General features: G+C 61.1%; 13 protein-coding genes. 7 read left to right on the top strand and 6 right to left on the bottom strand.

All coding sequences use genetic code 11. The annotated features are described in order from the left end of the window. Window positions 1-374: 374 nt before the first annotated feature. The gene (gene oprI / locus AC0Z5Z_RS20250; protein ID WP_003183784.1) at window positions 375-626 is read left to right on the top strand and encodes an outer membrane lipoprotei OprI; all 252 of its coding nucleotides are present in this window, start codon (window positions 375-377) and stop codon (window positions 624-626) included. A gap of 126 nt (window positions 627-752) precedes the next feature. Here oprI and AC0Z5Z_RS20245 read toward each other — a convergent pair whose 3' ends face one another. The 3 genes from AC0Z5Z_RS20245 to AC0Z5Z_RS20235 form a co-directional block, all read right to left on the bottom strand. Continuing rightward, on the bottom strand, window positions 753-1,724 hold the full coding sequence (locus AC0Z5Z_RS20245) for a L,D-transpeptidase family protein (protein ID WP_024013783.1): 972 nt from the start codon (window positions 1,722-1,724) through the stop codon (window positions 753-755). 212 nt (window positions 1,725-1,936) lie between these two features. Then, window positions 1,937-2,230, bottom strand: coding sequence for a hypothetical protein (locus AC0Z5Z_RS20240; protein ID WP_016770881.1), 294 nt, complete (start codon window positions 2,228-2,230; stop codon window positions 1,937-1,939). Window positions 2,231-2,287: 57 nt separating this feature from the next. Continuing rightward, entirely contained in the window at window positions 2,288-2,893 is a 606-nt protein-coding gene (locus AC0Z5Z_RS20235; protein ID WP_056788467.1) for an arylesterase, read from the bottom strand. A 10-nt stretch (window positions 2,894-2,903) separates the two neighbouring features. On the opposite strand from AC0Z5Z_RS20235, the gene AC0Z5Z_RS20230 reads away from it, so the two are divergent. The 3 genes from AC0Z5Z_RS20230 to greB are packed head-to-tail and all read left to right on the top strand — an operon-like array spanning window position 2,904 to window position 6,623. Further along, window positions 2,904-3,587: an ABC transporter ATP-binding protein gene (locus AC0Z5Z_RS20230; RefSeq protein WP_016770883.1), complete on the top strand. Its 684-nt coding sequence runs from the start codon at window positions 2,904-2,906 to the stop codon at window positions 3,585-3,587. Further along, window positions 3,587-6,091: an ABC transporter permease gene (locus AC0Z5Z_RS20225; RefSeq protein WP_485611565.1), complete on the top strand. Its 2,505-nt coding sequence runs from the start codon at window positions 3,587-3,589 to the stop codon at window positions 6,089-6,091. The genes AC0Z5Z_RS20230 and AC0Z5Z_RS20225 overlap by 1 nt, the downstream gene beginning before the upstream one ends. A 34-nt stretch (window positions 6,092-6,125) precedes the next feature. Continuing rightward, window positions 6,126-6,623, top strand: a complete 498-nt coding sequence (greB, locus tag AC0Z5Z_RS20220) for a transcription elongation factor GreB (RefSeq protein ID WP_071173132.1) — start codon at window positions 6,126-6,128, stop codon at window positions 6,621-6,623. 6 nt (window positions 6,624-6,629) lie between these two features. Here the strand turns inward: greB and AC0Z5Z_RS20215 are convergent, their stop codons facing one another. From AC0Z5Z_RS20215 to AC0Z5Z_RS20205, 3 genes are all read right to left on the bottom strand, one after another. Then, window positions 6,630-6,938, bottom strand: coding sequence for a hypothetical protein (locus tag AC0Z5Z_RS20215; protein WP_016770886.1), 309 nt, complete (start codon window positions 6,936-6,938; stop codon window positions 6,630-6,632). 249 nt (window positions 6,939-7,187) lie between these two features. After that, window positions 7,188-7,622: a DoxX family protein gene (locus AC0Z5Z_RS20210; RefSeq protein WP_039759946.1), complete on the bottom strand. Its 435-nt coding sequence runs from the start codon at window positions 7,620-7,622 to the stop codon at window positions 7,188-7,190. A gap of 113 nt (window positions 7,623-7,735) precedes the next feature. Next, complete coding sequence (locus AC0Z5Z_RS20205) at window positions 7,736-9,157, bottom strand: MltF family protein (protein ID WP_252868049.1); 1,422 nt, start codon at window positions 9,155-9,157, stop codon at window positions 7,736-7,738. Between the two features lie 234 nt (window positions 9,158-9,391). On the opposite strand from AC0Z5Z_RS20205, the gene AC0Z5Z_RS20200 reads away from it, so the two are divergent. The 3 genes from AC0Z5Z_RS20200 to AC0Z5Z_RS20190 all read left to right on the top strand — a co-directional run bounded on the left by AC0Z5Z_RS20200 (window position 9,392) and on the right by AC0Z5Z_RS20190 (window position 12,482). Beyond that, window positions 9,392-10,198, top strand: a complete 807-nt coding sequence (locus AC0Z5Z_RS20200) for a TatD family hydrolase (RefSeq protein WP_252868050.1) — start codon at window positions 9,392-9,394, stop codon at window positions 10,196-10,198. Between the two features lie 207 nt (window positions 10,199-10,405). Continuing rightward, window positions 10,406-11,887, top strand: a complete 1,482-nt coding sequence (locus AC0Z5Z_RS20195; protein WP_485611564.1) for a methyl-accepting chemotaxis protein — start codon at window positions 10,406-10,408, stop codon at window positions 11,885-11,887. 229 nt (window positions 11,888-12,116) lie between these two features. After that, window positions 12,117-12,482, top strand: coding sequence for a DUF962 domain-containing protein (locus tag AC0Z5Z_RS20190; protein ID WP_016770891.1), 366 nt, complete (start codon window positions 12,117-12,119; stop codon window positions 12,480-12,482). The last annotated feature ends 1 nt before the right edge of the window (window position 12,483 follow it).

Below are 12,483 nucleotides of genomic sequence, written 5' to 3'. Positions count from 1 at the left end.
AATGTTGAGACTTAAGACGTGCGACCTTTTTTAAAGTCACCTGTACATCAACAAAGATACGCGAAGCGCTTCGCAGAACCTGAACAAAAGTGTGGACGAATTCATTTAGAAAGACTTTAGCCGAAGTCGCAAAAACAGCGCGCGAGCGCGGGAACTTTTCCCGTTTGAGTCGCTCACGCCGGGGCTTGCAGCTGGATATTTTTTATACAGCGCAGTTAAAAGTTGCTCGAAAAAGAATCAACGCCTACAATTTTTTTTGCTTCTTGCGCTACGTCAGTTTACTTACTACAAGTAATGGGTAGTATGTACGCCGGCTATTTCCTCAATCGTGAGGAGACAGCCACTTAATTTGAAAGTCCTTGAAGGGGAACACGATGAACAACGTTCTGAAATTCTCTGCTCTGGCTCTGGCCGCAGTTCTGGCTACCGGTTGCAGCAGCGCATCGAAAGAAACCGAAGCACGTCTGACCGCTACTGAAGACGCAGCTGCTCGCTCCCAGGCTCGTGCAGACGAAGCTTACCGTAAAGCTGATGAAGCTCTGGCTGCTGCTCAAAAAGCACAACAGACTGCTGACGAAGCTAACGAGCGTGCTCTGCGCATGCTGGAAAAAGCTAGCCGCAAGTAATAATCCCTCGGGATTGTTATCGAGCCGATCCGGTTTTCCGGGTCGGCTTTTTTGTGCCCGGTGCTTTTCTCCGTGCAATAAAAAACCCGCCGACGCTGCTCGCATCGGCGGGTTTTCAATCAGAGCTTATTGCTGCAGGTCGATCGGTGCACTGCTCACCATTGGCGCCGAGGTATTCGGCACGGCGATCTCTACCGGCAGGCCGTCTTCGGCGGCGACCACATCACGCACCACATCCCAGTTCATGCGCAGGTTGCTGGTGATGTCTTCACGCTTGAGCATCGCGTTGATTACCGCCGTGTGCTTGTCGACCACCGACGGGTTGCCCTTGTCGTCGAGCGGCGTGTGCGCTTCCAGATAGACCTTGCCGCCACTGCGACCGAACTTGTACGGGTCGTTGATGATGCGCACCGAGGTGCCGACCGGGACCATGCCGGCCATTTCCAGCACGTTGTTGTTGAACATGCGGAAGCAGCCGTGGCTGGTGCGCATGCCGATGCCGAACTTCTTGTTCGAACCGTGGATCAGGTAGCCCGGCGTGCCGAGGGTGAACTTGAACGGGCCTAGCGGGTTATCAGGACCGGCCGGCACCACATTGGGCAGCGGATCACCGTCAGCGGCGTGCTCGGCCTTGATCGAAGCCGGAGGCGTCCACGTCGGGTTCGGTGTCTTGGCGATAATCGAGGTGTGCGCGATCGGCGAGCCCCAGCCTTCACGGCCGATACCCAGCGGGAAGGTGTACACCACGTCACGGCCTTTCGGATAGTAATAGAGGCGGTATTCGGCGAGGTTGATGACGATGCCTTCACGCGGGCCAGGCGGCAGGATGAAGCGCGTCGGCAGGACGATCTCGGTACCGGCGCCCGGCAGCCAGGCATCGATGCCCGGGTTGGCCGCAACCATTTCCGAATAACCCAGATCGTAGGTGGTGCCCAGATCGGCGAAGGTGTCTTCGTACTTGGCTTTGATCACCTGCACCTGACCGACGATGTCTTCGCCGGGTGGTGGCAGGGGAAGCTCCAATGCAGCAACGGGGCCGGCCACACACAGGGCGGCAAGTGACAGGCAGCGGGTGACGGCAGGAAAGCGCGGCAACATCCGGAAAATCCTTCGCATGATCATCAAGGGTATAAGGACGCGATTGTACACCGCGGCTTGGGGATTCGGGGAGGTAGCACCGCTATTGGCGACAGGGTGCGTTCAAGGTGGGAGCGAGCCTGCTCGCGAAAGCAGTGTATCAGCGACCATAAATGTCGATTGATAAAACCCCTTCGCGAGCAGGCTCGCTCCCACACTTTGATCTTCAGCGCTCAGAGTTCGAAACGCAGCTCAGGCCAGATCGGCGACGTACCGCGCTTCTGCGATTCAAGAATCGCCCGGCACAGCGAGCACAGACGCTGATCCTGAAACACCCGGCGATCAACATTCGACCAGCGCGGTTGCGCTGGCAGCAGCGTGCCGCACAGCGTGCGATCGGCCGAGCCACCGAGTTCCAGCTGACGCGTCACCAGATGCACCCGCACTTCCTGGCAGGCGAACAGATCCAGCTGCTCGTCAGGCTCGATCAGTTGGTAGGCAAACAGGGACCAGGCAGGACGCGGCATCGGGGGCTCCAAATTAGGGGGCGCCACATTAGCCGAAAGCCTGCCTCTAGAAAAGCCTCATAACAGCGGTTTTAGCGTCGGCCAGACATTTTCCAGCAACTTGCCCTGAGCCCCGGCAGCCGGGTGCAGACCGTCGGCTTGCATCAGGTCCGGATGACCACCGACACCTTCGAGAAAAAACGGCACCAACGGGATGTTTTTCTCTACGGCGAGCTTGCCGTAAACCTCAGCGAACGAATCGGTGTAGCGCTTGCCATAATTGGGTGGCAACTGCATGCCGAGCAGCAGCACTTTCGCGCCGCTCTGCCGCGAGCTGTCGATCATCGAGGCAAGATTTTGTTGCAATTGCGTTGGCGGCATCCCGCGCAGGCCGTCATTGCCACCCAGCTCGAGGATCACCAACTCCGGCTTATGCTCTGCAAGCAGCGCCGGCAGCCGCGCCTGGCCTCCGGCACTGGTGTCGCCACTGATCGAGGCATTGACCACTTTATCGTCGAAACCCTCTTGTTTGAGGCGCTGCTCGAGCAACGACACCCACCCCAGACGGGTATCCAGGCCGAAACCGGCGCTGATACTATCGCCAACGATCAGGACAGTACCCGCCGCTGCGTTCTGGGCCATGCACATCAAGGCCAGGCCAGCACTCAAAAACCATACACGCATCGGATTCTCCATGGGCGCAAGCATTCTCACCGCGAAGAACCTCAGCAAAGTGGTCCCTAGCGCGGAAGGTGAACTGACTATCCTGCACGAACTCAGCCTGGAACTGAACAAGGGCGACAGCCTGGCCATCGTCGGCGCGTCCGGTTCCGGCAAATCCACCCTCCTCGGCCTGCTCGCCGGCCTCGACCTGCCGAGCAGCGGCGAAGTCACTCTCGCCGGCCAGGGCCTGAGCAATCTCGACGAAGACCAGCGCGCGCGAATCCGCGCCGAGCACGTCGGGTTTGTCTTCCAGTCGTTCCAGTTGCTCGACAGCCTCAATGCGCTGGAAAACGTCATGCTGCCGCTTGAACTCGACGGCCGCAAAGATGCCCGCGAGCGCGCCACGCAATTGCTTCAGCGCGTCGGCCTCGGCCAGCGCCTGACCCACTCGCCGCGCCAGCTCTCCGGTGGTGAACAGCAACGCGTGGCCATCGCCCGCGCCTTCGCTGCCGAACCGGACGTGCTGTTCGCTGACGAGCCGACCGGCAACCTCGACAGCCACACCGGCGAGCGCATCAGCGACTTGCTGTTCGAATTGAACAAGGAACGCGGCACCACCCTGGTGCTGGTGACCCACGACGAACGCCTGGCCCATCGCTGCCGGCGCCTGATCCGTCTTGAAGCCGGGCTGCTGGTCGCCCCTCTGGAGCCTTGATGGCACGTCTGCCGCTGTTGCGTCTGTTCAGCCTTGCCCTGCGCCAGCTCATGCGCGATGCCCGCGCCGGAGAATTGCGCGTGTTGTTCTTCGCGCTGGTGGTGGCCGTCGCGGCGAGCACCGCGATCGGCTACTTCGGCGCCCGCCTCAATGGCGCAATGATGCTGCGCGCTACCGAGTTTCTCGGTGCCGATCTGGTCCTTGAAGGCAGCTCGCCGGCCCGCGAGGAGCAAATCCGCAGCGGCACCGAACTGCGCCTGAATCATGCGCAAGTGGTGGAGTTCTCCAGCGTCATCGCCACCGACAATGGCATTCAGTTATCCAGCATCAAAGCCGTCGACCGCGCGTATCCTCTGCGCGGCGAGCTGAAAAGCGCGCCCGCACCATTCGCCCAGGAAGAAGTCGGCGGCGAACCGCAACCCGGTGAAGCCTGGGTCGAGGCACGTCTGTTGACCGCGCTGGATCTGAAGATAGGCGACAGCATCGACGTCGGCATGAAGACGCTCAAGCTGACCCGCGTGCTGACCTACGAGCCGGATCGCGCCGGCAACTTCTACAGCCTGACGCCACGGGTGCTGATCAATCTTGAGGACCTAGCCGCCACCGGCGTGGTGCAACCGGGCAGCCGGGTGAGTTATCGCGAACTGTGGCGCGGCGAACCGCAGGCGCTGGAAACTTATCGCGAGCTGATCAAACCGGGCCTCGCTGCAAACCAGCGAATCCAGGATGCCCGTGACGGTAACCGGCAGATTGGCGGTGCGCTGGGCAAGGCCGAGCGCTATCTGAACATGGCCAGTCTGGTCGCGGTGTTGTTGGCTGGCGTGGCCGTGGCGCTATCGGCCAATCGTTTCGCCAGTCGCCGTTTCGACGCCAGTGCCTTGCTGCGCTGCCTCGGCTTGTCGCGCCGGGAAACCATGGTGCTGTTCAGCCTGCAACTGACCGTGCTCGGCCTGATTGCCGCCATCAGTGGCGCCCTGCTCGGCTGGCTGGCGCAACTGGGGCTGTTCGCGTTGCTGCATGATTTGCTGCCAAGTGACGTGCCACCGGGTGGCCTGTTTCCGGCGATGGCCGGGATTGGCACCGGGCTGGTGGCGCTGGCCGGTTTTGCCTTGCCGCCTTTGGCTGCACTGGGTCGCGTGCCGCCGCTGCGGGTGTTGCGCCGCGACATGCTGCCGATCCCCTCGAGCACATGGATGGTCTACGGCGCGGCGCTGGGTGCGCTGGGCCTGATCATGTGGCGTCTGAGCCTCGACCTGCTGCTGACCTTCGCCCTGCTTGGCGGTGGCGTAGTCGCCGCGCTGGTGCTGGGCGGCCTGCTGTTGTTGCTGCTGCAAAGCCTGCGCCGCATGCTGGCCCGCGCCTCGTTGCCATGGCGTCTGGGCCTTGGCCAGTTGTTGCGGCATCCATTGGCGGCGGCCGGGCAGTCGCTGGCGTTCGGTCTGATCCTGCTGTCGATGGCGCTGATCGCACTGCTGCGCGGCGAACTGCTCGACACCTGGCAGAACCAGCTACCGAAAAACGCGCCGAACTATTTCGCGCTGAATATTCTCCCGGCGGACAAACAGGCTTTCGCCGATCACCTGATCAAGGTGTCCGCGCAAGCGGCGCCGTTGTATCCGGTGGTGCCGGGTCGGTTGATCAGCATCAATGGCGAAGCGGTACAACAGATCGTCAGCAAGGACTCGGCCGGTGACCGCGCCATTCAGCGTGACCTGAGCCTGACCTGGGCGGCGGATCTGCCGGCCGGCAACAAGCTCACCGCCGGCTCGTGGTGGAGCGGCCAGCCGTCCGATGATGTGCCGGGGGTTTCGGTGGAAGGCAAGGTTGCCGAAAGCCTGAAACTCAAACTCGGCGATCACATGGTGTTCAGTGTCGGCGGGGTCAATCGCGAAGCGAAGGTCACCAGCCTGCGCGAGATCAACTGGGACAACTTCCAGCCGAACTTCTTCATGATCTTCCAGCCTGGCACCCTGAAGGATCTGCCGGCGACCTACCTGACCAGTTTCTATCTGGCTCCGGGGCATGATCAGCAGATCGTCGAGTTGTCGCGGACCTTCCCGGCGGTGACCATCCTGCAGGTCGAAGCGTTGCTCGAACAGCTGCGCAGCATCCTCGCTCAGGTCACTCTGGCGGTGGAATATGTGTTGTTGTTTGTTCTGGCTGCGGGGATGGCGGTGCTGTTCTCCGGCCTGCAAGCGACGCTGGATGAACGCATCCGCCAGGGTGCGCTGTTGCGCGCGCTGGGCGCCGAGCGGCAGTTGCTGATCAAGGCGCGGCGTATCGAATTCGGTTTGTTGGGTGCGGTCAGCGGTCTGCTCGCGGCGATCGGTTCGGAGGTGGTCAGTCTGGTGCTGTACCGCTTCGCCTTCGATCTGCCATGGCATCCGCATCCATGGCTGCTGGTGCTGCCGTTGATTGGCGCCGCGCTGATTGGTAGCGCCGGTGTGTTCGGCACGCGTCGCGCTCTGAATGCGAGCCCGCTGACAGTGTTGCGCGAGGGTTGATAGACTCAAACGGTCTTAATCACAAGAAGTCGCCATGAGCCGTTATCGCCCTCCCCGCACCGCTGGCACCGCGCTGATCACCCCCGAGGGTGAAGCGCGGATGCGCGCCGAATTCCATGAGTTGTGGCATGTGCGTCGCCCGCAGGTCACCCAGGCGGTGAGTGAAGCGGCGGCGCAGGGTGATCGTTCGGAAAACGCCGAATACACCTACGGCAAGAAGATGCTGCGCGAAATCGACAGTCGCGTGCGTTTTCTCACCAAACGCCTGGAAGCGCTCAAGGTAGTCAGCGAAAAACCCAGCGACCCGAACAAAGTCTATTTCGGCGCTTGGGTAACCATCGAAGACGAGGACGGCAAGCAGTCGCGCTACCGCATTGTCGGCCCCGATGAACTGGACCTCAAACAGGGTTTGATCAGCATCGACTCGCCGCTGGCCCGCGCGCTGATCGGCAAGGCACTCGACGCGGAAGTGCGGGTGCAGACGCCGACCGGCGAGCAGTTCGTTTACATCGTTGCGATTGAATACCCGTAAGACTGATCAGCGCCGAGTGATCAGGCCTTGCCGTGCAACGCGGGTGAGTTGCTTGATCATCTCCGGCGCATCGTCTGCGCTCGGCGCCTGAATCACCGCCAGATCGAAGCTGTCCGTAGCGAAACGCGCCAGCGACTCGCCGTCATCGACAAACTGGATCAGGAACGCGGCAGGACCGCCGCTGCGACGTGGCCAGCCATCGAGATAACGCAACAGCGTCGGCTGGTGTTTGCCGCCAAGAAGGATTTTCGGGTTGCGCTGGGTGACATGTGCCGTGATCGGCGCGGGACGTGCTGGAGGGCGTAGTGCGTTCATCTTGTCGTGTCTCTGCCTCAAAAGTCTGCATGGCAGGTGAGAGGCAACACCGAACCAGCGCTTTAGCGGTATTTCGAAGCCCTGTTCCGGCTTCTGACGGTAACTGTAGAAGTCACCTGGCGCCCCGCAAGTAGCTGTTTAAATCGGCGCATGGGCAACATCCTAGAGAACGTGACCGATCAGTGTCAAGAATCCCCCGCAACAAAAAAAGGCCCGCGCAATGCGGGCCTTTGCCTTGAGCCAGAGCCTTCAACCGGCGATGGCGCGATCCGCCGAGAGCTTGCCGGCACCTTCGATCAATACCGCGATGCTGCCGGCCAGCAGAGCCAGAGCAAACTCGTAACCGTTGTTGGCCATGAACAGACCGTTGCCGATGTGCACCGAAAAGATCGCCACCAGCGAGAGGAACGCCAGACCGAGTGCCGCCGGGCGTACCAGCAGGCCGATGATCAGCGCCAGACCGGCGAAGAACTCGGTACCGCCGGCCAGCGAGGCCATCAGATAGCCCGGGGTCAGGCCAATGCTTTCCATCCATTGCGCGGTGCCGGCCAGGCCGTAACCACCGAACAGACCAAAGAGTTTCTGCGAACCGTGGGCCGCGAAGATCACGCCGACAGCAATGCGCAGGACAGTCAGGCCGTAACCGGCGCGGGTGAACAGAACCTTGTTGATCAGAGAGCTCATGGTGCATTCCTTGTTGTGCAGAAGTGTTTGTGTGTTTGGGTTGGTCGCTATATTAATCAGTTTATTTCATGTTTAAAGCGCAAAAATTTCGCCATAACAATCGAATTATTAGATTATTTCCGTGTGACCACTTTCTGCTGCCGGGGCTCGAGCGACTCTCGCTCCCGGTCGAATGCCAGATAATACTTGTTCACGCTATTAACATAGCTGACGGCGCCCATCCCCACCTGCTCCATGGCAATGCGCTCGACCTGGAAGAACCACTGGTTGGGATTGAGGCCACGGCGGCGGGCTTCCGCACGCATACCCTGGACGCGCTCGGGGCCGATGTTGTACGCGGCGAGGGTGAACGCCATGCGCTCACGCTCGTTGAGTTTCGGGCTGCTGAAGAACTTGCGGCGGATCATCGCCAGGTACTTGGCGCCGGCCTGCACATTCGCATCGAGATTCTGGATATTGTTCACGCCGACCCGTTGCGCGGCGGACGGAGTGATCTGCATCAGCCCGGTCGGACCGCTGCCGCTGCGGGCGTTGGGCTGCAGACGCGATTCCTTGAACGCCAGCGCCGCCAGATTGAGCCAGTCCATGTTTTGCGCGTCGGCATGCTTCTGCAGGGTCGGACGGAGTTTTTCCAGACGCTGGCGATCGGCCTTGGCCAGCGGATTGTGCACCTGATAAAGGCGCCGATAGATGCGCAAGAAAGCGGCGTCTTCGTCCGACGGTCTCTTGTAACCGGTGAGGAAGCGATCGATGCTCGCGCGCAACATCGACGCATCGCGGCGCACGAACCAATGTTCTTCGCCCGGCTCGCCGAGGCTCAGTTGCCGATCGAGACGCAGCTTCGGCAGGATCTTGCCCCAACGCTCGGCAATCGGTTGCTCGACAATGGTCAGGTGGAAAATCCCGCCCTGGACCATCTCCAGCACGTCTTCGACCGCCAGCGTCGGATCGACCCACTCGATGTTGATCGGCGCCAGTTTGTGCAGCGCCAGTTTCTGGTTGAGCTGGCTGACCACCTCCCCCGCCGCACTGCCGGTAGGCAAGGCCAGGGTCTTGCCGGACAGTTGCTCGACCTTGGTGTACCGGCGCTGGCCCTTGATACCGACCAGCACCAGCGGCACGTTGCTGGCAATCGGCTCACTGCTGGCCACTGCATAGCCCGATGGCAGATCGAGCAATTCACCGGGCGCGACCATGTCGCCTTCGCCGCGCTGCAAAGCGCCGAGCAATTGATCCTTGGCTTTGGGAATGATCTTGAGGGTGACTTCCTGGCCGTCGCGAGCATGGCCATTGAGGTATTGCTCGAACGCGCGCAATCGGTGGTACTCGACACCGATGGCCTGGCCCTGGACTTCGCCGGAGCTGTTGCGGCTCTGATTGACCAACACCCGCAACACGCGGCTGCTGCGGATTTCGGAGAGGTCGCGAACCTTGCTCGCCGGTACGGCTTGCAGCGGTCCGGGCAGGCGCGCGGCCGCCGTCATCGGCAGCAGCAACGCAGCACACAACAGCAGCAGAACCGAGGGACGATGCATCCACTCTCCGAAAAGAATACGGGGCGATTCGTCGCAAAAGAGACGACATCACCGACGAAAACAGAGCGCTTTGCGCGCTGATAAAGTGCGTGAGACTGGCACAGTGATGGCATTGTCGCCACCCCGGAGTCCCCCGCGGCCTCAACAGACAGCCATAAGTCTTTGTAGTTCTTGGCTTTTCTTATAAATCTACAGCTCTGATATGCTTTCCGGCCTTCGGCCCGAGGTAGCACCATGCAACTCATCGATATCGGCGTCAACCTGACCAACCCCAGTTTCGCCGACAAACACCAGGCCGTGCTCGACCGCGCCTACGCCGCCGGCGTCTGCCAACTGGTGCTGACTGGCACCAGCGTCGAGGGTAGCGAGCAGGCGCTGGAACTGTGCCAGCAACTGGATGAAAGTGGCCAACGGCTGTTCGCCACCGCCGGTATTCACCCGCATTCGGCCAGCGACTGGAACGCTGACAGCGCCCGTCGTCTGCGCAGTCTGTTGAACGAATCCAGCGTCGTCGCGGTGGGCGAATGCGGGCTGGATTTCAACCGCGACTTCTCCCCGCGCGCGCAACAGGAAAAGGTTCTCGAAGAACATCTGGCGCTGGCCGTCGAACTGCAATTGCCGGTCTTCCTGCACGAGCGTGATGCCAGCCAGCGGCTGCTGGAGATCCTCAAAGACTTCCGCGATCAACTGCCGGCGGCGGTGGTGCACTGCTTCACTGGCGAGCAAAAGGCTTTGTTCAGCTACCTCGATCTGGATCTGCACATCGGCATCACCGGCTGGATCTGCGACGAACGCCGGGGCACGCATCTGCATCCATTGGTCAAAGAGATCAAGCCGGGGCGGCTGATGCTGGAAAGCGATGCGCCATATCTGCTGCCGCGCACGTTGCGGCCGAAACCGAAAAACGGTCGCAACGAACCGGCGTATCTGACCGAAGTGCTGCGCGAGGTGGCGTTGCATCGCGGCGAGACTGAGGAAGCGCTGGCCGCACATACCACCGCGTGTGCCCGGGCGTTTTTTAATCTTCCCATTCTCACCTGACTGCACACTTCCCCTGTGGGAGCGAGCCTGCTCGCGAAGGCGGTGGATCAGCTACAAATGGGCTGAAGGACGCAGCGCTTTCGCGAGCAGGCTCGCTCCCACAATAGATCTCGGCATCTGTTGATTCATATCAAAACTCCCGAATCTGCATAGCGGCACAATAATGGCACCTTGCCAAAACTGTTTCCGCTATCAGAGAAGACCTCCATGGGTGCCTGGCTTAGCAACATCTCGCTGAAATACAAATTCTGGGCGGTCAACGCGGTCGCCTTTGTCACCACCCTGCTGCTCGTACTGTACGCCGTACATCTCGAACAGCAGGCCCGCAGCCACGCCGCGCAGGCATCCGCACAAGCGCAGGCGCAGTTGCTCAAGGCCTGGCCGCTCGGGCAACCGTTGCCCAAGTCCGCCCAAGTGCTGACATTCAAGCGCAGTGAAGCGCCGCGTCTCAATGATCAACCGCTGCTGGAAATCACCGGCAGCAACGGCTGGAACGCCATCAATGAAATGCCGCTGTTTGGCGAGAATCCGTTGATCGGCGCCGAAGTGTTCAGCCGTGCCGACGGCGAGCAAGTGGCGGTCATCGCCTATGCCCCGAGCCTGAGCCAGGTGTTCAGCGAGCGTTTCGCCAACTATGCGCTGGCGGTATTCATCCTGATGCTGGCGATGCTCGGCGCCTCGCAACTGTTGATCCGCTTTCTGCTCAGCCAGCTCAACACGTTGAAAGACGTGATGCTGCACGTTGAAAAAACCGGCGACCTCTCCGCTCGCGTGCCGCTGGTGGGCAGGGACGAAGTCGGGCAGATGGCCAATGCCTTCAACGCCATGCAGGCCGGTTATCAACGCGTCGTGACCACCGTTGCCAGCACCGCGCGACAACTGGATGACGGTGCAGCGCGGCTGGCCTCGAGCATGAACGACGTGCGCCACGGCATGCTCGGCCAGCAGAGCGAAACCGACCAAGCTGCCACCGCGATCAACGAAATGACCGCCACCGTTTATCACATCGCGCAACACGCCGGCGCCACCCGCGATCTGTCGAAAACCGCCGATGGCCTCGCCGGCAGCGGTCAGCAGGTGGTGGCGCGGGTGCAGCAATCGATTGCCGGGTTGTCCAACGGCGTGCAGCAGACGGCAGAAATGATTCAACGCCTGGCCGAGGACAGCCAGAAGATCAACGGCGTGGTCAGCGTGATTCACAGCATTGCCGAACAGACCAATCTGCTCGCGCTGAATGCGGCGATCGAAGCGGCCCGCGCCGGGGAGATGGGTCGCGGCTTTGCCGTGGTCGCCGATGAAGTGCGCAATCTCGCCAAGCGCGTGCAGGCTTCCACCGACGAGATCACCGGCATGATCGCCGCGTTGCAGGCCGGCACCCGCGATGCGGTGGATTTCATGCAGGAGAGTTCGTACAAAGCCGACGACTGCGTGCAGCAGGCGCAGGAGGCTGGCGCGGCGCTGGCGGAAATCACCGGAGCGGTGGCGCAGATGCGCGAAAGCAACACGCAGATTGCCGTGGCGGCGGAACAGCAGAGTCAGGTTGCCGAGGAGATGAATCGCGCGGTGGTGAGTATTCGTGACGTGACCGAGAACACCGTGCAGCAGACGGTGGATTCGGCGACGACCAGTAATGAGCTGGCGACGTTGGCCGGGGAGCTGAACAAGGCGATAGGTCAGTTGAAACTCTGATGGCCTCTTCGCGGGCAAGCCCGCTCCCACAGGGATTTTCGACAATCAACAATTGTGCGTACACCGAGCACACTGTGGGAGCGGGCTCGCCCGCGATGCCGTCCGCTCAGGCGACATCAAATTTTGCCATTGCCGCTATCAGCTCAATAGCCAACCTTGATTCGCCGCGCTCCGCGCCCGGGCCTATTCTTCAACCATGAAGTTCAACATGGATCGAGGAGTAGCAAACATGGGCAAACGTCACCCCAACCTTCCCGCATGGCAATGGCGCGCCTACCCGGGCAATCATCAGCATCCGACCAATCTGGTCCTGCACTTGATTGCCGTGCCGCTGTTCATCGTGGCGTTTCTGTTGATCGTGTCGGGAGTGTTCAGTCTGAGCCTGGCCAGCGTCGCCATCGGCGTGATCGGTATCATCGCGGCGCTGGGTCTGCAGCGCCACGGCCACGGCCTGGAGGCGCAAGCCTCCGAGCCGTTCAGTGATCGCAAAGATGCCGTGTCACGTTTGCTGGTCGAGCAGTTTCTGACCTTTCCGCGGTTCTTTCTCAGCGGTGGCTGGTGGCGCGCCTGGCGTGAGCGCCACCGTCGGCATTGAG

The sequence above is a fragment of the Pseudomonas sp. 1L-E-NC-VB-C3 genome (genome assembly GCF_057291535.1).
Note: the sequence above shows the minus strand (reverse complement) of the source record. Positions and strands in the feature narration are given on the sequence as shown.

What these genes read in the sequence shown, in the direction of transcription:
- oprI (WP_003183784.1), top strand. Translation starts at nt 375, where the DNA reads ATGAACAACGTTCTGAAATTCTCTGCTCTGGCTCTGGCCGCAGTTCTG.
- AC0Z5Z_RS20245 (WP_024013783.1), bottom strand. Translation starts at nt 1,724, where the DNA reads ATGTTGCCGCGCTTTCCTGCCGTCACCCGCTGCCTGTCACTTGCCGCC.
- AC0Z5Z_RS20240 (WP_016770881.1), bottom strand. Translation starts at nt 2,230, where the DNA reads ATGCCGCGTCCTGCCTGGTCCCTGTTTGCCTACCAACTGATCGAGCCT.
- AC0Z5Z_RS20235 (WP_056788467.1), bottom strand. Translation starts at nt 2,893, where the DNA reads ATGCGTGTATGGTTTTTGAGTGCTGGCCTGGCCTTGATGTGCATGGCC.
- AC0Z5Z_RS20230 (WP_016770883.1), top strand. Translation starts at nt 2,904, where the DNA reads ATGGGCGCAAGCATTCTCACCGCGAAGAACCTCAGCAAAGTGGTCCCT.
- AC0Z5Z_RS20225 (WP_485611565.1), top strand. Translation starts at nt 3,587, where the DNA reads ATGGCACGTCTGCCGCTGTTGCGTCTGTTCAGCCTTGCCCTGCGCCAG.
- greB (WP_071173132.1), top strand. Translation starts at nt 6,126, where the DNA reads ATGAGCCGTTATCGCCCTCCCCGCACCGCTGGCACCGCGCTGATCACC.
- AC0Z5Z_RS20215 (WP_016770886.1), bottom strand. Translation starts at nt 6,938, where the DNA reads ATGAACGCACTACGCCCTCCAGCACGTCCCGCGCCGATCACGGCACAT.
- AC0Z5Z_RS20210 (WP_039759946.1), bottom strand. Translation starts at nt 7,622, where the DNA reads ATGAGCTCTCTGATCAACAAGGTTCTGTTCACCCGCGCCGGTTACGGC.
- AC0Z5Z_RS20205 (WP_252868049.1), bottom strand. Translation starts at nt 9,157, where the DNA reads ATGCATCGTCCCTCGGTTCTGCTGCTGTTGTGTGCTGCGTTGCTGCTG.
- AC0Z5Z_RS20200 (WP_252868050.1), top strand. Translation starts at nt 9,392, where the DNA reads ATGCAACTCATCGATATCGGCGTCAACCTGACCAACCCCAGTTTCGCC.
- AC0Z5Z_RS20195 (WP_485611564.1), top strand. Translation starts at nt 10,406, where the DNA reads ATGGGTGCCTGGCTTAGCAACATCTCGCTGAAATACAAATTCTGGGCG.
- AC0Z5Z_RS20190 (WP_016770891.1), top strand. Translation starts at nt 12,117, where the DNA reads ATGGGCAAACGTCACCCCAACCTTCCCGCATGGCAATGGCGCGCCTAC.